Genomic DNA, 18,198 nt, shown 5'->3' on the forward strand with positions numbered 1-18,198 from the left:
TGCCAAAGCATGTTCGCATTCATTGAAAAAGATGAATCCGAGCCTTGCGGCCCGGTTCATGTTATGACTTACGCCGTCACAGCAAAGCCTCTCTTGAATTTCGCGATGGCATCCTTCAAGGCTGCTTCGTTGTCAGCGACAAGATCTTTGGTGTCGCGAATGGACGCCAGAATTTCCGGATGGTTGCTTTCCAGGAACGCCAGGAATTCTTTTTCGAAGCGGCGGATGTCGCTCACCGGAATGTCGTCCAGATGGCCTCTGACAGCCGTATACAAGCTCGCTACCTGCTGCTCGACTTTGAGCGGCTGGTTAACGCCCTGCTTCAGGATTTCCATCAGTCTGGCACCGCGGTTGAGGCGGGCAAGCGTGGATTTATCCAAATCGGAACCAAATTGCGAGAACGCTTGAAGCTCACGGTATTGGGCAAGGTCGAGCTTCATACCGCCGGCAACCTTTTTCATCGCTTTGATTTGAGCGGAGCTACCTACGCGGGATACGGAGATACCCACGTTGATCGCCGGACGTTGGCCGGCATAGAAGAGCTCGGACTCCAGGAAGATCTGACCGTCCGTAATCGAGATGACGTTCGTCGGAATGTAAGCCGATACGTCGGAAGCTTGCGTTTCGATGAACGGCAGCGCGGTCAAGGAACCGCCGCCGAGCGCGTCGCTCAGCTTCGCTGCGCGTTCCAGCAAGCGGGAATGCAGGTAGAATACGTCACCAGGATAAGCTTCGCGGCCTGGAGGACGTTTGAGCAGCAAGGAAAGTTCGCGGTATGCCGCTGCTTGTTTGGACAAGTCATCATAGATGATCAGGGCATGCTCGCCTTTGTACATGAAATATTCGCCCATTGCGCAGCCGGCGTAAGGAGCGATGTACAAGAGCGGGGACGGCTCGGAAGCCGACGCCGTAACGACGATCGTGTATTCCAGGGCGCCATGGCGGCGAAGGTTTTCTACGACGTGAGCAACCGTGGATTGCTTTTGGCCGATCGCAACGTAAATACATTTTACGCCGTTGCCTTTTTGGTTGATGATCGTGTCGATCGCGATTTGCGTTTTACCGGTTTGACGGTCGCCGATGATGAGCTCGCGCTGGCCGCGGCCGATCGGTACCATGGCGTCGATCGCTTTGATACCGGTTTGCATCGGTTCATGTACCGATTTACGGTCGATAACGCCCGGAGCGTTGTTTTCTACAGGACGGAATTCGGATGCTTCGATAGGTCCTTTGCCGTCGAGAGGTTGACCAAGCGGGTTCACGACGCGTCCGAGCAGCGCTTCGCCTACGGGAACCTGCATGATGCGCCCGGTACGTTTCACTTGGTCGCCTTCTTTGATTTCCGTGTAAGGTCCGAGGATGACGACACCTACGTTGCTTTCTTCCAAGTTCAGCGCAAGGCCTACGACACCGTTCTCGAATTCCACGAGCTCGCCGGCCATGACGTTGTCGATCCCGTGAACGCGGGCAATACCGTCACTAACTTGAATAACGGTACCGACTTCGGATACCTCGATCTCTGATTTATATTGTTCAATTTGACTTTTAATCAGCGTACTGATTTCTTCAGGTCTGATACTCAAGTGTCTTCACCCCTATCTACTGTGCTAGTCTGTTAAAAGACTTTTCAAGCCGTTCCAGCTTCCCTGCCAGACTTCCGTCATACAGCTTGTCGCCGATGATGACTTTTACGCCGCCGAGCAGGCTTTTATCGATCACGTTCGTCACGCGGATTTTTTTGTTGGCCAAAGCTCCAAATTGTGCAGCAACGGTCCCTTTTTCCTGCTCACTCAGCGGATAAGTGGAGTACACTGTCGCATCCGCAATTCCGAGGCTTTCACCTTCGATCCGGATATAGCTTTCCAGAAGATCCGGGAGGATATCAGCTCTGCCCCGCTCAATGAGCAGTTCTACGGTATTGATGACCGGCTGGGATACTTTTTCTTGAAGGGCTTTTTTCAGCACATCCAGTTTTACTGTCACGGAAATGTTGGGTGTAGAGATAAACTGCTGCACGTCGTTGTCTTGCGCGATGGCTTCCACGACGGCTTTCAGCTCCTGCTCCACTTCCAGCGTCTTCTGCTGCCCTGCAGCCACTTCAAACAGCGCCTTTGCGTAACGCTTGGCTGCTATCGTTTCCCGGCTCATGGTCTGCCCCCTACCTCTTTAAGGTATTGGTCCACCAGTTCTTCCTGCACGCCTTCGCTGCTGACTTCCTTCTCAAGCAGCTTGGAAGCGATCTTCACGGAAACGGCGCCCACTTCGTTGCGCAGCTCCTGAACCGCCTTGTTCTTTTCGCTGGCGATATCGCGGACGGCTTCTTCTTTGATGCGGGCCGCTTCTTCCTTCGCCTGCGCCATCAACTGGTCGGCCTGTTTGCTGCTCGTTTGCTTGGATTGTTCGATAATCTCGTATGCTTCCTTGCGAGCCGCCTCGAGGGCTTTCTTCTGCTCCTCTACGTAAGCGACTGCCTGATCGCGGGTTTGCGCAGCTTCGTTCATCTGCGACATCACCAGCTCACGGCGTTTTTCCATGATGGAAAAGAGCGGTCCGAAAGCATATTTGTTGAGAAGCAGGTACAAAATCACAAATGCGATCAACGCGAGTATAAAAGACGGGATGTTAATACTCAATCTTAGTCACTCCTTTCCGGTGCACGTGCACTGCCGTTCACTCTCGTTTACGAAAGACCATAATTCTCACGGCTAAAAAGAAGGCGCGGATGGCCGTGGCCTTCCCCGCCAAACCCTGCTTGTGTTAAATTAAGCTCCTGCGTAGAACAAGAACGCGAGTACGACACCGATGATTGGAAGTGCTTCGACCAGACCAACACCGATAAACATCGTCGTTTGCAGAGTGGATTTTGCTTCTGGTTGACGAGCGATCCCTTCAACCGTTTTAGATACGATCAAACCGTTACCGATACCTGCGCCAAGCGCGCCCAAACCTACTGCGATAGCAGCTGCCAAAAATGCCCAAACTCCCATTTGTAAATCCTCCTTAGAGATGTGTATTTTGTTTGTATTTATGTTGAGTTAAGTGAAGCCTTACTCCAAGCTTAACTTTGAAGCTAATGTTCGTCATGCGACTCGATCATTTGCGAGATGTACACCATCGTCAGGATCGTAAATACGAAGGCCTGGATCGCGCCGACGAAAATACTGAATCCTTGCCATACCACGAGTCCGAGCGCCGAAGCCACCCAGCCCGCCGCGCCAAGCGCAGTCAGTTTCAGCAATACCGAAATGAGCACCTCGCCCGCAAAGATGTTACCGAATAGACGCATGCCCTGCGTGAGCAGTTTCGCGAACTGTTCGATGACGTTGATCGGGAAGAAGAACCAGTATGGCTGAAAATAGTGTTTGAAATAATTCTTCGTATTTTTCGTGATGCCGAGGAAATGCGACAACAGGAAAACGATCAACGCGAGCGCCATCGTCACGGAAGCGTCGGCCGTCGGGGATTTCCACCAAGCGACTCCAACTTCCTCCAGTTCCGGATTTTTCTCGAAGGCCTCTTTTACGGAGACGATCTCCTTGCCGAAAATGTGCGCATGTTCGGCGCCGTGATAGTCGGTTACGATACCAAACGGCAAGCCTAGCAAGTTCGCTACGAAGATAAACATGATGAAAGTGAGACCAAGGGACAGAAAATGCTTCCCTTTTTTCCAGTCCATCGTGCTTGAAATCAGATTTTGAACGAATTCAACTGCCCATTCCATGAAGTTTTGCAGTTTGCCCGGATTTTCGACAGACAAATTTCGAGTTGCCAGTTTCGCGATGACAAACACGATCACGCATGTCACAATGAGCATGAGAACGATGGAAAGGTCAATTGGAATGCCGCCCAATTCAATAATCGGTGATTCATGCATATTTTTCTCACCCCTTTCTCAGTTGAGCAATCTACTCTTCTTTGCGAGACAATCGAATTCCTATAAATAAGAGAAGGAACTGCGATAAGATCAGGGTAGCTGCGACAGCGTACAAATTAAACGTTTCCGGCTTCTGATAGGCGAGTACGACGGCCAGCACGCTTACCGCTGCGCGGGTCAAGAACCCCATGTTCACTCTTTTGCTTTCTCCGTTTGCGACCGCATCGGTCACCTTCTGCACCTTATAGCCCAGATAGAAGCTATTCAGCAGGCTGACGGTAGCGCCAAGCACCATCCCGAGCGCAATGCTCTTGTAATCGGGAAAGAAAGCAGCACCCAAAAAGCATAGGGCAAGAAAATAAAGCGTGGTTCTGGTCAATACCCTGCGGTATTTCCATATTTCATTCATCACTTTCCCCCAGGACTGCCTTGGTGATTATAAAAACGCTTACGCCGCCGATAAGGAGTCCGAATAGAACGCCGAAAGCGATCCAAAGTCCGGGCCCTCCCAAGATCTTGTCCAGCCAGGAGCCCAAATAAAAGCCCCCTAAAGTACACGCTGCCAGATCAATTCCGATTGCGCTTGCAAGTCCGATATATTTCATTGGGGTTGCAACGTTTTTATTGGTTTTACGCGGCTTTTCAGGTTTACTCATTATAGTCCACCCTCATAATCCCTGTTCATTTTACTGAATGTCACAAGAGTTTGTCAATTGAGCGGATTAATGTCATTTTTGCCCGAAACTATGAAAATCATCACAGCAAAACGCCGCAAAACCGTGCAAACCGTACAGTTTAACTGTATGCTGTACTCTTTGCCTCAAGAATGTTGGTTCAACTTTCCTTTGTGAACATTCTGTGAAATTGTTCCGGACGTTCTTTTCGGATGCCAAAATGATGCAAAATCGCTTGAACGATCCGCTCCGACGCCTTGCCGTCCCCGTAAGGATTCGCCGCCTTGCTCATCGATTCGTAAAGCGCCTGGTCGGTCAGCAGCGTTTTGGTGCGCTCGTACACTTTTTCCTCGTCCGTGCCCACCAGTTCGAGCGTTCCCGCCTCAATGCCCTCGGGACGTTCGGTCGTATCGCGGAGCACGAGAACCGGCACGCCGAAAGAAGGAGCCTCTTCCTGAAGCCCGCCCGAGTCCGTCAGGATCAGATGGGTATGAGGATAGAAGTTGTGCAGGTCCACCACGTCCAGCGGGTCGATCAGCTTGATTCGCGGATGGCCGCCAAGGATGGCGTGGGCCGGCTCCTTCACCGCGGGGCTCAGATGCACCGGATAGCAAATCGCGACGTCCTCGAATTCGTCGGCAATCCGTTTGACCGCGCGGAAAATGTTCATATGCGGTTCCCCTTGCGATTCGCGGCGGTGCGCCGTCATCAGGATCAGCCTTTTGCCTGCCGCCCATTCAAGGACCGGGTGCGTGTAATCCGGCTGTACCGTATATTGAAACACATCGGTAACGGTGTTGCCTGTGACATAAATGCTTGATTCGTTTTTGTTCTCCCGTTTCAGGTTGCCAGCAGACCAATCCGTCGGCGAAAAATGAAGATCCGCGAGGATGCCGGTCAATTGGCGGTTCATCTCTTCCGGATACGGGGAAAGCTTGTTCCAAGTCCGGAGTCCCGCCTCCACGTGCCCTACCTGGATTTTTTGCAGGAATGCCGCATAGCTGGCAAGGAAAGTCGTCAGCGTGTCGCCATGCACCAGCACGATGTCGGGCTGCGCTTCGCGAAGCACGGGCTCGAGCCCCTCCAGCACGCGGATGGTAATTTCGTTCAGCGTTTGCCGGTCCTTCATGACATCGAGATCGTAATTCGGCTTGATTTTGAACACGTCAAGCACCTGATCCAGCATCTGGCGATGCTGCGCGGTCACGCATACCACCGATTCGATATGCCCGGGATGTTTTTCCAGCTCCAAAATGAGCGGAGCCATCTTGATCGCTTCCGGCCGCACGCCGAAAATCGTCATCACTTTTATTTTAGACATGAACTCTAACCTCTTTTCGCTTACTTGGTTCCGAACAGGCGGTCGCCGGCATCGCCGAGGCCCGGCACGATATATCCATGGTCGTCCAATTTTTCGTCGAGGGCCGCCACGTAAATGTCTACGTCCGGGTGAGCTTCCTGCACCGCTTTGACGCCTTCAGGGGCAGCGATCAGATTCATCATTTTGATCTGGGTGCAGCCGCGTTTTTTGAGCACGTCGATCGCCGCGATCGCGGAGCCGCCCGTTGCCAGCATCGGGTCGATGACGATCAGCTCGCGCTCCGTCACGTCGGTAGGCAGCTTGGTGTAGTATTCGACGGGCTGCAGCGTTTCGGGATCGCGGAACAAGCCGACATGGCCCACCTTCGCCGCCGGAATGAGCTTCAAAACCCCGTCAAGCATGCCAAGGCCCGCACGCAGGATCGGAATGAGTCCGAGCATGCGTCCGGCAAGCACCTTGCCGTCGACCTCGGCGACAGGCGTCTGGACCTTCACCGTTTCAAGCGGAACCTCGCGCGTAATTTCATAAGCCATCAAAGAAGCAACCTCGTCAACAAGTTCACGGAAATCTTTTGTGTTTGTCCGCACATCACGGATAAAAGTCAGCTTGTGTTGAATTAAAGGGTGATCGCAAATCACCAGTTTTCCCATTGTATTGTCCCTCCGGTAATCGTAAGTCTAAGTGCTGCCAGTGCCGGTTTGCCATGTGCAAAGACGTCTAGGTACACAAATCTTGTTTATTATATCATTCCCTGAAATGAAATTGCACCACGTTTCACATGTTTATTTTCGCCCCAAGCCGCGGAAGATTAAACCTTTTGTGACAAGGGCTGCAATCCGGAAACCGTTTGGCCGGCCGGAGGGTCTTGATGCGGAATGCATAAAAAAGGGGCCGGAGGCCAAGCCTCCAGCCCTTTCAGGTTCAAGTAGGATGCGAATTAATAGTTAAGTTCCGGATACAGCGGATATTGGTCCGTCAATTCCTTCACCATGGCAGCCGCTTTGGACAGGACGGTTTCGTCCTGAGGCTGCTTCAGCGTCATGGCGATGATTTTGCCGATTTTCTCCATGGCGGCCTCGTCCATGCCGCGCGAAGTGGCGGCTGGCGTGCCGATCCGGATGCCGCTTGTGACGAACGGGCTGGTCGGGTCGAAAGGAATCGCGTTTTTGTTCACGGTAATGCCGATGGAATCCAGCACCTTCTCGGCGTCTTTACCCGTGATGTTCACGCTTCGGGTATCCACCAGCATCAGGTGGTTGTCGGTACCGCCGGATACGATGTTCAGGCCTTCGCCGACCAGCGTTTCGGCCAAAACTTTGGCGTTTTTCACGACGTTTTGGGCATAGGTTTTGAACGAAGGATCAAGCGCTTCGCCAAGCGCCACCGCTTTGGACGCGATGACGTGCATCAAAGGACCGCCCTGGGTGCCAGGGAATACCGCTTTGTCGATGGCCTGCGCCCACGGCTGTTTGCACAAAATCATGCCGCCGCGCGGACCGCGAAGCGTTTTATGCGTCGTTGTCGTGACGAATTGGGCATGAGGCACCGGACTCGGGTGAACGCCCGCGGCGACCAGGCCGGCGATATGCGCCATGTCGACCATGAACAACGCGCCCACGTCGTTTGCGATCGAAGCGAAAGCTTCGAAATCGATCGTGCGCGGATACGCGCTGGCGCCGGCAACGATCAAACGCGGACGGTGTTTGAACGCGGCTTTGCGCACTTCGTCGTAATCGATCAGGAAGTTGTCTTCGCGAACGCCGTAAGCGACGAAGTTATACAAAAGGCCGGAGGCGTTGACCGGGCTGCCGTGCGTCAAATGTCCGCCGTGGGCCAGGTTCATGCCGAGCACCGTGTCGCCGGGTTTGATCGCGGCAAGATATACCGCCATGTTCGCTTGTGCGCCGGAATGCGGCTGCACGTTGACGTGTTCGGCGCCGAACAGCTGCTTCGCGCGGTCGCGGGCGATATCCTCGACGATATCGACGCGCTCGCATCCGCCGTAATAACGTTTGCCCGGATAACCTTCCGCATATTTGTTCGTGAGGACGGAGCCCATGGCCTCCATCACCGCTTCGCTAACAATGTTTTCGGAAGCGATCAGCTCGATGTTGCTTCGCTGGCGCTTCAGCTCCAGATTCATCGCATCCAATACCGCAGGGTCCTTTTTACGCAATTGATCCATCTTCTTGTTCCTCCCTTAAAATAAACTTTCCTATTTTTTGTGCATGAACGCTGTCCAATCCCCGACGTTTAATCGCAAGCGGAGGCGTTGCCCGCATCCTGCCCGGGCGAAATGCGGTACACCGCACGCTCGCCGCCGATCAGCTTCGGCCGGGTAAAGGCGGTATTCACGCGAGCCTCCCCCACATACCGAAGCTTGGTGCGGTAAGGCACGGCCACGCGCCGCAAATGCATCCCGATCAATGTTTCTCCGATGTCGATCCCCGCATCCGCTTCGATCGTTTCGGCCAAACACGGCTCCTTCATGGAGCGGTATGCCGCGCTGGCCATGGAACCTCCGGCCTTCGGCACCGGTACGGCCGCCACTTCGGTCAGCCGCAAAGCGGCAAGAAGGGAACGCTCCACGACAAGCGCCCGGTTCAAATGCTCGCAGCACTGGAACGCAAGCTCGAAACCGAACTCGCGGCTGACTTCCCGGATACCTTCCAGCAGCTCCTGAGCCACTTCAAGCGCCCCCGAGGTGCCGATCCGCCGGCCCGCCACTTCGCTCGTGCTGGTTCCGACCACGACGACCTTGCCGGGGCCAAGCCCGGCCGCTTCCGCCAGCTCGCGCAAAATGGCCGACACTTGCTCCTTTAGCGAAACTTCCGCCGGAATGCCTTGTTCGGAAAATTCCATGCGAATACCTCCCTAGCGCTGCAGATAACGGTCCTCGATCGCTTTGATTTTGCCGACGCGCTGCGTATGGCGCTCTCCGCTGCTGAACGGCGTATCGAGCCAGATTTTCGCGATTTCCTGCGCCAGGCCGGGGCCGATGACGCGCTCGCCCATCGCCAGCACGTTCGAATCGTTGTGCTCCCGGGTCGCTTTGGCGGAAAATACGTCATGCACCAGCGCGCAGCGAATGCCCGGAACCTTGTTGGCCGCGATGCTCATGCCAATCCCCGTACCGCAAATCAGAATGCCGCGATCAGCCTCACCCGAGGCAACCTGCTCGCATACAGGCAGGGCATAGTCCGGATAATCCACGGAGTCAGCGCAGCTGCACCCCACGTCCACGACCTCGTGGCCCATTTCCTGAATAACGGCGATGATGTCTTCTTTCAAACGCACTCCCGCGTGATCTGTTCCCACAGCAATCTTCATGTTTCGAAAAACCTCCCTGAATGTCGTGCTTTTGTGACTTCTTGTACATTATACCCTATTTCAAAGCCACAAGATGAAAATACCTTCATGGGGATGCCTGCAAAATCCTCCCTATGAATACAAAAAAGAGCAGTCCGCGGATAACCGCAGAATTGCTCTTTTGCCCAGGCGACCGGCCGTATCATCCGGTGCTCCATCGTGGTTTCATCCACAGTTGTCGCCAGTTACACCGGATCCAAGGTTTTTCACAACCATCATAAATCATTAGACGGCGAAAAGCAAGCAATTTCGGTGCTTGCTCCGCCTGCCGGAGGCGCACCGGGGAAACGTGCAGCCTGGGCCGCTGTATCCCTTGAAGAGGTTCGTTGACGCGCCCCGGATCAAAACCGAAGCCGATCCCCACGCTTTGCTTACGAAGCGCGATAAGCTTCCAGCTTATCCAGCAAACGTTCGATCGCGGCCCGGATTTCTGCCGCGGCCAAATCATAATCCTCCCGGGATCCCCCGAACGGGTCGGAAATATCGAAGCTCGGCACGCGCTGCTGGATTTCGATCAAGCGTTCCCGCTCCGCATCGGTCAGCTCCTGTCCGAGCGAGCGTTTGACCTCCCAGGTCGCGTAAAGGCCGTCCAGTTCTTTCAGGTCGTTCAGCACGCCTTCGTCGTCTTCCACGTATTCCTTCAGCGTGAACACTTTGTCCGCCGCATGCGGAAAGTTGCGGATGACCTGCTGCTTGTGGCTTTGGGTCAGCGTAAGGATCAAGTCGGACCAATCGACCGCTTCCGGCTTCAACGATTTCGAAGTCAGGCGGTCGCCGATCTCATGGTCGCGCAATACCGCCTCCGCATGCCGCGACATCGACATGCCGTCCATGGCCGCGACGCCGGCGGAACGGGCTTCCACGTCGATGCCGCGGTCCTTGGCCATTTTGCGGAGAAGGGCTTCCGCCATCGGGCTGCGGCACGTGTTCCCTGTACACACAAACAAGATATGCTTCACGTCTATCGCACCTCCCGGATTGTTCTTTGGCGATTATTGTATCAAAAGATAAAGGCGAGGCCAAATGCCAGCAGGATCACGCCTCCCAGCGCCTCCCCGAAATCCCCCAGGTTGCGGCTTGCCCTCCGGCCCAGCAGGAGTCCCAAGACCGACATCACTCCGCCGCTGATGCCGAAGGCAAGCACGGTGACGATCAAATTGCTCTGGAACATCCCGAGCGACAGCCCGACGGAAAAGGAATCCACGCTGACGCTTAAGGCGAACAACAACATGCCCAGCAGCGACCGGTGGTCGATCATCCGGGTCTCTCCGCTTTTGAAAGAGCCGAATACCATGTGAACGCCGAGCAGGATGAGCAGTCCCCCGGCAACATAGTCGGCTACCTGTCCAAGCAGGGAGCTCATGTATTGTCCGGTATACATGCCGATCAGGGGCATCAGGATATGAAACAAGCCGATCAGCACGCTGATCTTCAGCACGTGCAGCAGGCGAATCCCTTTCATGCCGATTCCGATCCCCAGGGAAAATGCGTCCATTCCAAGTGCCGCGGCCATCATCAGGATCGCGATCAGCTGACCCAAACCGGCGGGTGTCTCCAACATTCCCATTCCTCCATGTCCGTTAGGTTCTTGTACAACCATATGCGGACAGGTGGACAATCATGACTTGTACGTTGTGGCGGCCAAGCTACCGATCGGCCCGCCCAAGCCTGACGACGTCCTGTCCCGCCGCCTTGCGGAGGCGGTTCATGATCGCCGCGCCGATGCCGTCTTCCGGGCAAGCCTCGGATAAAATAAAACCGACTCCCTCTTCGTCCATGCGGCGCAGGGCGGCATACAGGCGATGCGCAGCGGCGCTCAAATCGGACAGGCTCCCCAGCGACTCGACGCAATCGGCCTGATAGCGGCCGATATGCTCCTCGAACGCAAGGACCCCGGTCCGTTCGCCGCGGGCAGCGGCTTCCCGCAAATGGCGGGCAATCCAATCGGACACTTCGGACGCCGAAGGTCCCGTGACGATGCGGAGCGCGCCCTGGGGAGCATAATGCGTATATTTCATTCCCGGAGCTCTCGGCGCCTGGACAGGCTCGCTTCCGGACTCCGGCAGAAGCGCCGGATCCAAACGCGCCGGCGCTCCCGCCGCCTGCGACAGCTGCTCCAGCGTCACGCCGCCCGGCCGAAGGACGGTCACGATGCCGTCCTCCGCCACCTGAACGACGGTCGACTCGACGCCGACGCCGGTCGCGCCGCCGTCGACGATGCCGCCGATGGCGCCGGCAAGGTCCTCCAGCACGTGGCCGGCCAGCGTCGGGCTCGGCCGTCCCGAGCGGTTCGCGCTCGGCGCCGCCACGGGACAGCCGGATTCTTCGATGAGCGCCAGCGCGACCGGATGATCCGGCATCCGAATCCCGACCGTGTCCAGTCCCGCGGTCACGCGGTGCGAAAGCGCGCCGGACCGTACCGGCAGCACGATCGTGAGCGGTCCCGGCCAAAAGGCTTCCATCAGCCGCCGCGCCGCCGGGCTAACTTCCTTTACCAGCCCGTCCAGCTGATCCTTCCGCGATATATGTACGATCAGCGGATTATCCGACGGTCTGCCTTTCGCCCTGAATACCGCTTCAACCGCTGCCGTGGAACGGGCGTCTGCGCCAAGGCCGTATACCGTTTCGGTCGGAAAAGCGACCACGCCTCCTTCCCGAAGAATGGCCGCCGCCGGTTTAAGCGCTTCTTTCAGCCTGCCGGGCTCGGAGAGAAGCTCCGGACCGATACGCCAATAAGGCGTGACCGATGTCCCCGAAACCGTCTCTTGATCTGTTCGTTCCATGTTTATCCCTGTCTTTCTGTCTGATGTTCATCCCAATATTTAAAAAAGACCCAAATTCGAACCACGGCTTTGCCTCAGGCTTTTCAGCCGATCAGCGACCCGTCGAGCAGCCCCCTAACGCGCATATTGCCGTGATTATGAAGTTGAGCCGTTTGACCGATGAAATGGTTTATCCATTCCTTATCTTATCACACCTGAAACGATGGTTGTATCTCCCGCCCGGGCCGCCGTCCGGAAAACGCCGGATGCGAAAATGTCAAAACAAAGCCTTGAACCAGCTGAAGATCCCTTCGAGCATGTCCCAGAGAAAAAAGCGGACTTCCGGTTCGGATGCTTTGACCGGCGCTTGATCTGCGGCTTTTGCGGATTGGCTTCCCGGCTCCCCCGGGCTGTAGGACGTTTTTTTCGTTTTGCCCGACAACTCTTTGGACGATTCCGCTTTCGCCGCAGCGGGTTTTGCCGCCGCGTCGCCGCTTCCCGCATCGATGAAGCAAAGCGGCGGGAACAGCACGCACCACCAGTTCTGGCCTTTGCCTTCGCCCAGCGTGATCCGCAGCGCTTCATAGTTTCCCGCAGGATACACGGTGCCCCCGTACAATTTCGTCGGGAAAGGCACAACGCCGAGTTCCACGCGGTAACCGTAGCCGATTCCCCGCTCTTCCAGCTCTCTGCCTACCAAGTCATGAAGCTCGGGCAAATGTTCGCGGATCGTTGCGCGAGCCGCCTCCAGACTTTGCGGATCCTCCAAATCCTGTACCCAGGCATCCATTTGTTCCACCACCGCATCCCGGATTTGCCGTTTGACGAGCTGGTCGTCCGGATGATCGGAATTGGCCAGGATGCGCAGCCGGATCGATTCCCCCGGAATCGGTCCGCCGGCGACGGCCGCGTCCGTTTTTTGCGCTTCCCAAGTCATGGCGAGCATCAATAAGATACAAAAAATAATGGCGGTATTCTTCACCAAAGACCGGAGACGGTCTCCTTTTTCGTTATGATTCCACATGCCGTTCATGCCCCCTCTATCAAATCCTGCTATGATACTGACCAGTATGGCCGGAAATGATAGAGTCTAAACCTGGCAATCTATGAATCTAGCGAAATAGTGCAAAAGACCGTTCTCCCATTACCTTTGAAGGTCAGGGAAAACGGTCCACTTGTCCGTGTCAGGCCTGTTTGGCGGCCGCAGCTTTCTGCGGCGCCGGGGCGAAAATATCCTCGCTCACCTCGTGGCCGTGCACGCGCACGCTCATCACGATGCCGATGCTGGCCATATTGATGAGCAGCGACGTACCGCCGTAGCTGATAAACGGCAGCGTAATCCCCGTCAGCGGCATGAGCCCGATAAAGGCGCCAATGTTTTCGAAAATCTGGTAAAGCATCATCGACACGACCCCGACGATGAGCAGCGGCCCCGCCCGGTCCCGGCATTCGAGGCAGATCAGGATCATGCGGTGAATCAATATGAAATACAGCAGCAGAACGACCGACGACCCGACAAACCCGAACTCCTCCGCGATTTCCACGAAAATCGAGTCGGAATACGTGTAAGGCACGCGTCCGGACTGGACCGACGTCCCCTGCATGTACCCTTCGCCCATCATGCCGCCGGAAGCGATGGCAAGTTTGGCGTTTTTCGTATGGTACGAGGCTTTGGCCGTCGCTTTGTCGGGAACGAGCCAAGGGTCGATCCGTTCCGTCCAATGTTCCCGCCCGATGTCTTTCAAGAATTTTTCGATATTGTCATGAAAGTGAATATAAGAGAAAATCCCGCCGACGGCGACCGCTCCCAAAATAATGAGGGCCAAAAAAGCATGCAGGAACTTGATATTGCCGACCCACAGCAGCCCGAGCAAAATGAGCACATAGCTGAGCGCGTTCCCAAGGTCGTTTTGGATCATGACCAGCGCAAACGGAATGAAGGTCAGCCCCCCGATCGGCAGCACGTCCCTCCATAGGGAAAGCTTGGGTTTGGGCCTTTTCATCAACAAATACGTCAGGAAAATGATCAAAATGAGCTTGAACAGCTCGGCCGGCTGCAGGCTGAATCCTCCGAATTTGAACCAGCCCTGGGCCCCGTTCACGTCCGATCCCAAAAAGTTGACCGCGACCAATAACGCGTTGCCGAACAAATAAATATATAACGCATACTTGACGAGCAACTTATAATCCAGTAACACCAGCCCGAAAAAAACGACGAAAGCCAAGATGTAATACTGGAGCATTTTGATGTGGGAGCCTGCGAACTTGGTATCCGTAGTAACGCTGTATATTGCCATGATGCTGACGCCCATGAAAATCATAAGTATAAAAACGACGACATAATCCACTTTTTTTAGCTTCTGAAGCATCTGCTATCCCCCTGATGCGGGCCTCTCCCGCCCTTCTTGCCGTGATCCTTGCCGAAAACTCACTGTACTATTGTAATGGAATAGCAGCCCCATATTCAATTCCTGTTAAATCCATCGCGAAGACGCCGGAGCAAACGGCCGTACCGGCCGCCTTTCTCCATGCTTTCCGGAAGCGGAAACGGCTCCTCCTCTTCCTGTCCGTGAATCCGGATGCTCATGACTACCCCGATGCTCACCATGTTGATGACCAGCGAGGTCCCCCCGTAACTGATAAAAGGGAGCGTAATCCCGGTCAGCGGCATCAGGCCGATAAAAGCCCCGATGTTGACGAATATCTGATAAACGAACATCGCGATGATGCCCGTGATCAAATACGGCCCGGCCCGGTCGCGGCAATCGGCCGCGATCAGCACCATCCGGTGGATCAGGATAAAATAAAGCAGCAGCAGCACCGACGAGCCGATAAAGCCGTATTCCTCGGCGATCTGCACGAAAATCGAGTCGGCATAAGCCAGCGGCACGCGCTCCGATTGGACAGTCGTGCCCTTCATGTACCCTTTGCCTTCGATGCCTCCCGAACCGATGGCCAGCTTCGCGTTGTACGTCTGCCAGCTGACGTCGCGGGAGGCGAGATCCGGCACCAGCCACGGGTCGAAACGGGCGATCCAGTGCTTTTTGCCGAGATCCTCTTTAATCAGCTTGACCGCCTTGTCATGATAATGGATGTAAGCCTGAATGCCCCCGAAAATCGCGGCAGAGGCGATCGCCAATGCGATAAACGCATGCGAATATTTGATGTTGCCGACCCACAGCAGCCCCGCCAAAATGACCATGTAGCTGAGGGCGTTGCCCAGGTCGTTCTGCAGCATCACCAGCGCCCAGGGAACCAGCGTGACAAGGCCGAGCGGGACCACGTCCCGCCAGAAAAGCAGTTTGTTTTTCCGCTTGCGGACCAGCAGGAAGGAAATGAAAATGGTGAGAAACAGTTTGAACAATTCCGCGGGCTGCAGGCTGAGCCCGCCCGGAAGCGTGATCCACCCTTTGGCCCCGTAATATTCGTTGCCGAATAACAGCACCAGCACGAGCAGCATCAGGCCGAACAAATAGATATATAAGGCATACCTGACCAGCAGCTTGTAGCTGATCAGCGAGAAACTCAAAAAAGCCGCGAATCCGACCACGTAATAAACGGCCATTCGCTCCGAATAATGTCCGATTTTGGGCCTGCCGGCCGTGACGCTGTAGATGGAAAGCAAGCTGAACGCCATCAACGCAAGCAGGATGAAAATGATGGACATGTCCATGCGTTTGAATTTCTGCAGCATGCGGCATCCTCCAATATGTTTTGGATTTGGCGAAATTCCCCAAGCCTCAATACCTCTATTGTAGTTTAAACCGGATGCAAAGAAAAATTTACCTCTGGCGCGGCATGTTGGAGACGCCGATCACGTGGCGCTCGATGCCGGCGAGGTCAGGGACGATGATGATGTCGTCCCAATGGCCGGCGGCGCGAAGGAGCTGCGCGACTTCGCGGGCCTGCCCCTGCCCGAGCTCGAAGGCGATGAGCCGGGGCGGGGCCTGGAGCAGCGTCAGCTGCTCCATCATGAGGCGGTACGGCGCGAGTCCGTCCGTGCCGCCGTCGAGCGCGGTGCGCGGCTCGTGGTCGCGCACCTCCCGCTGCAGGCCGGCGATGTCGGCCGCAGGGATGTACGGCGGGTTGGACACCAGGATGTCCAACCATGCCCCCGCAAACGGTTCAAGCAGGTTGCCTTCCAGAAAGTCAACCTGCGCGCCGTTTGCGGCGGCGTTGCGCGCGGCCACCTGCAGCGCGCTTGCCGAAATGTCGCTGGCACGGACATGCCAGCGCGGGGCGTGCAGCGCCAGCGTGACCGCGATGGCTCCGCTGCCCGTGCCGATGTCGGCGCACTCGAGCCGCCGCTCGGCGCCGTTTTTGCCCGCCGCCCCATCGCCGGGGGCGGCGGTGCCGCCAAGGCCGCCGCCGTGCGCGGCGCCCTCCGGCCATAAACGTCCGGCCTGCGCCAGCACGGCCTCCACGAGCAGCTCCGTTTCCGGCCGCGGTATGAGCACGGCCGGCGTTACCTCAAACGGGATGCCGTAAAATTCCTGCATCCCGATAATGTATTGCGCCGGCTCCCCGGACCCGCGGCGCGACACCGCGCGCTCCCAAGCTTCGCGGCGCTCCGCCGGGAACGGCTCGGGCAGCGCCATGTAATAGGCGGCCCCTTCCAGCCCCAGCACATGCTCAAGCAGCAGCTGGGAGCTGCGCTGGGGTTCGGTCACGCCGCACCCGCTTAAAAAAGAGGAAGCCTCAACGAAGGCTTCCCGTATCGTTTGCTTTGGCGTCATCACGAATGTGGTTTCTTGCAAAGCATTATTCCCCTTTTTCCATCAATTCCGCCTGTTCGGCGATGTTCAGCGCGGAAATGATTTCTTCGATTTCGCCGTTCATCACCTGATCGAGCTTATGCAGCGTCAGGCCGATGCGGTGGTCCGTCACCCGGCTTTGCGGGAAGTTGTAGGTCCGGATCCGCTCGCTGCGGTCCCCGGTGCCGACTTTGCTTTTGCGCTCGCCGGCGTATTTCGCTTCCTCTTCCTGGCGTTTCATATCGAAAATGCGGGCGCGCAGCACCTGCAGCGCCTTTTCTTTGTTGGAGTTTTGCGATTTGCCGTCCTGGCAGGTCGCCACGATTCCGGTCGGGATATGCGTAACCCGCACGGCGGATTTGGTCGTGTTGACGGATTGTCCGCCCGCGCCGCTGGAACAGAACGTGTCCACGCGGATATCCTTGTCGAGAATCTCGATGTCGATATCCTCGACTTCAGGCATCACCGCAACCGTCGACGTCGACGTATGGATCCGGCCGCCCGACTCCGTTGCCGGGATGCGCTGCACGCGGTGCGCTCCGCTTTCGTATTTCAATTTGCTGTAGGCGCCGCGGCCGTTGATCATGAAGATGACCTCTTTGAAGCCGCCGAGATCGTTCATGTTCGCTTCCATCAGCTCCACGCGCCAGCCTTGGGTATCGGCGTAGCGGGTGTACATGCGGTACAGGTCGGCCGCAAACAGCGCCGCCTCGTCGCCGCCCGCCGCGCCGCGGATTTCGACGATGACGTTTTTGTCGTCGTTCGGATCTTTCGGAAGCAGCAGGATGCGGATGCGTTCTTCCAGTTCGGTCTGCCGCGAGGACAGCTCCTCGATTTCCATTTTGACCATTTCGCGCATCTCGTCATCGAGCTTTTCGCCTTGCATCGCTTTGGCGGCCTCCAGCTCTTCCGTTACGGTTTTATATTCGGTATAAGCCTCGTAAGCAGGCTGTAAGTCGGATTGTTCCTTCGAATATTCCCGAAGTCGCTTGCTGTCGTTCACAACATCTGGGTCGCACAGCAGCTCGCTCAGTTTTTCATAGCGGTCTGCCAAGGCTTGCAATCGGTCCAACAAGGGGGGTCACCTCTCCTGTTTTTAATATATTCCGGGCCCCCGCAAAGCAATCGGAATAAGCTTCAGACATCACGCGTCACTTTGTGGGGCTGTTTTTTTGGTATCATATGAAGAAAAAGCCGTTTATCCTTTCGCTAGCACACCATGGACAGACGACTTTTTATTATAACATGGAACATGCATTTTTTCCAGCTTCAAAACAGCGGCCCTACTGAACTTTGAAATTGCCGGGATTCAAGCTTCCCGGGTTGAGTGCGGTGCCAACGGTTCAAGGTTCCGCCTCGGAATCCATCCATATTCCTGCCCGCTCGCCATGCGGCACCATCCCCATTCATTCCGTTCCTTAAACCGTTCGGAAACATGCCGATC

The 18,198-nt window shown here is 55.9% G+C and carries 20 protein-coding genes and 1 riboswitch; all 20 genes read right to left on the reverse strand.

The window, feature by feature from the left end:
- Positions 1-68: 68 nt before the first annotated feature.
- Positions 69-1,583 carry a F0F1 ATP synthase subunit alpha gene (gene atpA, locus NYE48_RS25820; RefSeq protein ID WP_036706402.1) on the reverse strand — a complete coding sequence of 505 codons (1,515 nt, stop codon included), beginning with the start codon at positions 1,581-1,583 and terminating at the stop codon, positions 69-71.
- A 16-nt stretch (positions 1,584-1,599) separates the two neighbouring features.
- On the reverse strand, positions 1,600-2,148 hold the full coding sequence (locus NYE48_RS25825) for a F0F1 ATP synthase subunit delta (protein WP_036706400.1): 549 nt from the start codon (positions 2,146-2,148) through the stop codon (positions 1,600-1,602).
- Complete coding sequence (atpF, locus tag NYE48_RS25830; protein ID WP_212949796.1) at positions 2,145-2,633, reverse strand: F0F1 ATP synthase subunit B; 489 nt, start codon at positions 2,631-2,633, stop codon at positions 2,145-2,147. Before atpF ends, NYE48_RS25825 begins: the two co-directional genes overlap by 4 nt.
- Before the next feature lie 129 nt (positions 2,634-2,762).
- Positions 2,763-2,987, reverse strand: a complete 225-nt coding sequence (atpE, locus tag NYE48_RS25835) for a F0F1 ATP synthase subunit C (protein WP_036706394.1) — start codon at positions 2,985-2,987, stop codon at positions 2,763-2,765.
- An 83-nt stretch (positions 2,988-3,070) separates the two neighbouring features.
- Positions 3,071-3,874, reverse strand: a complete 804-nt coding sequence (atpB, locus tag NYE48_RS25840; RefSeq protein WP_212949794.1) for a F0F1 ATP synthase subunit A — start codon at positions 3,872-3,874, stop codon at positions 3,071-3,073.
- 31 nt (positions 3,875-3,905) lie between these two features.
- Complete coding sequence (locus NYE48_RS25845) at positions 3,906-4,283, reverse strand: ATP synthase subunit I (protein WP_341000379.1); 378 nt, start codon at positions 4,281-4,283, stop codon at positions 3,906-3,908.
- Entirely contained in the window at positions 4,276-4,530 is a 255-nt protein-coding gene (locus tag NYE48_RS25850; protein ID WP_036706388.1) for an AtpZ/AtpI family protein, read from the reverse strand. Before NYE48_RS25850 ends, NYE48_RS25845 begins: the two co-directional genes overlap by 8 nt.
- Positions 4,531-4,708: 178 nt before the next feature.
- Complete coding sequence (gene wecB, locus NYE48_RS25855) at positions 4,709-5,869, reverse strand: non-hydrolyzing UDP-N-acetylglucosamine 2-epimerase (RefSeq protein WP_341000380.1); 1,161 nt, start codon at positions 5,867-5,869, stop codon at positions 4,709-4,711.
- A gap of 20 nt (positions 5,870-5,889) precedes the next feature.
- A complete protein-coding gene (gene upp / locus NYE48_RS25860) occupies positions 5,890-6,519 on the reverse strand; it encodes a uracil phosphoribosyltransferase (protein WP_036706382.1) in 630 nt (209 codons plus the stop codon).
- Positions 6,520-6,806: 287 nt separating this feature from the next.
- On the reverse strand, positions 6,807-8,054 hold the full coding sequence (gene glyA / locus NYE48_RS25865; protein WP_341000381.1) for a serine hydroxymethyltransferase: 1,248 nt from the start codon (positions 8,052-8,054) through the stop codon (positions 6,807-6,809).
- 68 nt (positions 8,055-8,122) lie between these two features.
- The gene (locus NYE48_RS25870; protein ID WP_036706377.1) at positions 8,123-8,731 is read right to left on the reverse strand and encodes a TIGR01440 family protein; all 609 of its coding nucleotides are present in this window, start codon (positions 8,729-8,731) and stop codon (positions 8,123-8,125) included.
- Positions 8,732-8,743: 12 nt separating this feature from the next.
- Complete coding sequence (rpiB, locus tag NYE48_RS25875) at positions 8,744-9,199, reverse strand: ribose 5-phosphate isomerase B (protein ID WP_036706374.1); 456 nt, start codon at positions 9,197-9,199, stop codon at positions 8,744-8,746.
- A gap of 155 nt (positions 9,200-9,354) precedes the next feature.
- Positions 9,355-9,437: riboswitch (ZMP/ZTP riboswitch) on the reverse strand.
- 172 nt (positions 9,438-9,609) lie between these two features.
- Positions 9,610-10,197 carry a low molecular weight protein arginine phosphatase gene (locus tag NYE48_RS25880; RefSeq protein WP_036706371.1) on the reverse strand — a complete coding sequence of 196 codons (588 nt, stop codon included), beginning with the start codon at positions 10,195-10,197 and terminating at the stop codon, positions 9,610-9,612.
- A 41-nt stretch (positions 10,198-10,238) separates the two neighbouring features.
- Positions 10,239-10,799, reverse strand: coding sequence for a manganese efflux pump MntP (locus NYE48_RS25885; protein WP_341000382.1), 561 nt, complete (start codon positions 10,797-10,799; stop codon positions 10,239-10,241).
- A gap of 85 nt (positions 10,800-10,884) precedes the next feature.
- The gene (locus NYE48_RS25890) at positions 10,885-12,021 is read right to left on the reverse strand and encodes an L-threonylcarbamoyladenylate synthase (RefSeq protein WP_339322573.1); all 1,137 of its coding nucleotides are present in this window, start codon (positions 12,019-12,021) and stop codon (positions 10,885-10,887) included.
- Between the two features lie 256 nt (positions 12,022-12,277).
- On the reverse strand, positions 12,278-13,024 hold the full coding sequence (spoIIR, locus tag NYE48_RS25895; protein WP_341000383.1) for a stage II sporulation protein R: 747 nt from the start codon (positions 13,022-13,024) through the stop codon (positions 12,278-12,280).
- 160 nt (positions 13,025-13,184) lie between these two features.
- Complete coding sequence (locus NYE48_RS25900; protein WP_036706360.1) at positions 13,185-14,369, reverse strand: FtsW/RodA/SpoVE family cell cycle protein; 1,185 nt, start codon at positions 14,367-14,369, stop codon at positions 13,185-13,187.
- A 95-nt stretch (positions 14,370-14,464) separates the two neighbouring features.
- Positions 14,465-15,694, reverse strand: coding sequence for an FtsW/RodA/SpoVE family cell cycle protein (locus NYE48_RS25905; protein ID WP_081991984.1), 1,230 nt, complete (start codon positions 15,692-15,694; stop codon positions 14,465-14,467).
- Positions 15,695-15,782: 88 nt separating this feature from the next.
- Entirely contained in the window at positions 15,783-16,736 is a 954-nt protein-coding gene (gene prmC / locus NYE48_RS25910) for a peptide chain release factor N(5)-glutamine methyltransferase (RefSeq protein WP_445324083.1), read from the reverse strand.
- 25 nt (positions 16,737-16,761) lie between these two features.
- The gene (gene prfA / locus NYE48_RS25915) at positions 16,762-17,829 is read right to left on the reverse strand and encodes a peptide chain release factor 1 (protein WP_036706357.1); all 1,068 of its coding nucleotides are present in this window, start codon (positions 17,827-17,829) and stop codon (positions 16,762-16,764) included.
- Positions 17,830-18,198 lie beyond the last annotated feature (369 nt).

The sequence above is a fragment of the Paenibacillus sp. FSL M7-1455 genome (assembly GCF_038004655.1).
Classification (GTDB): domain Bacteria; phylum Bacillota; class Bacilli; order Paenibacillales; family Paenibacillaceae; genus Paenibacillus_AQ; species Paenibacillus_AQ cookii.

Excerpts from the sequence above, each read along its gene's own strand:
- spoIIR (WP_341000383.1), bottom strand. The coding sequence starts at position 13,024 with ATGTGGAATCATAACGAAAAAGGAGACCGTCTCCGGTCTTTGGTGAAG.
- NYE48_RS25850 (WP_036706388.1), bottom strand. The coding sequence starts at position 4,530 with ATGAGTAAACCTGAAAAGCCGCGTAAAACCAATAAAAACGTTGCAACC.
- atpE (WP_036706394.1), bottom strand. The coding sequence starts at position 2,987 with ATGGGAGTTTGGGCATTTTTGGCAGCTGCTATCGCAGTAGGTTTGGGC.
- NYE48_RS25905 (WP_081991984.1), bottom strand. The coding sequence starts at position 15,694 with ATGCTGCAGAAATTCAAACGCATGGACATGTCCATCATTTTCATCCTG.
- NYE48_RS25845 (WP_341000379.1), bottom strand. The coding sequence starts at position 4,283 with ATGAATGAAATATGGAAATACCGCAGGGTATTGACCAGAACCACGCTT.
- NYE48_RS25890 (WP_339322573.1), bottom strand. The coding sequence starts at position 12,021 with ATGGAACGAACAGATCAAGAGACGGTTTCGGGGACATCGGTCACGCCT.
- NYE48_RS25900 (WP_036706360.1), bottom strand. The coding sequence starts at position 14,369 with ATGCTTCAGAAGCTAAAAAAAGTGGATTATGTCGTCGTTTTTATACTT.
- rpiB (WP_036706374.1), bottom strand. The coding sequence starts at position 9,199 with ATGAAGATTGCTGTGGGAACAGATCACGCGGGAGTGCGTTTGAAAGAA.
- prmC (WP_445324083.1), bottom strand. The coding sequence starts at position 16,736 with ATGACGCCAAAGCAAACGATACGGGAAGCCTTCGTTGAGGCTTCCTCT.
- atpB (WP_212949794.1), bottom strand. The coding sequence starts at position 3,874 with ATGCATGAATCACCGATTATTGAATTGGGCGGCATTCCAATTGACCTT.
- upp (WP_036706382.1), bottom strand. The coding sequence starts at position 6,519 with ATGGGAAAACTGGTGATTTGCGATCACCCTTTAATTCAACACAAGCTG.
- glyA (WP_341000381.1), bottom strand. The coding sequence starts at position 8,054 with ATGGATCAATTGCGTAAAAAGGACCCTGCGGTATTGGATGCGATGAAT.
- NYE48_RS25825 (WP_036706400.1), bottom strand. The coding sequence starts at position 2,148 with ATGAGCCGGGAAACGATAGCAGCCAAGCGTTACGCAAAGGCGCTGTTT.
- NYE48_RS25885 (WP_341000382.1), bottom strand. The coding sequence starts at position 10,799 with ATGTTGGAGACACCCGCCGGTTTGGGTCAGCTGATCGCGATCCTGATG.
- wecB (WP_341000380.1), bottom strand. The coding sequence starts at position 5,869 with ATGTCTAAAATAAAAGTGATGACGATTTTCGGCGTGCGGCCGGAAGCG.
- NYE48_RS25870 (WP_036706377.1), bottom strand. The coding sequence starts at position 8,731 with ATGGAATTTTCCGAACAAGGCATTCCGGCGGAAGTTTCGCTAAAGGAG.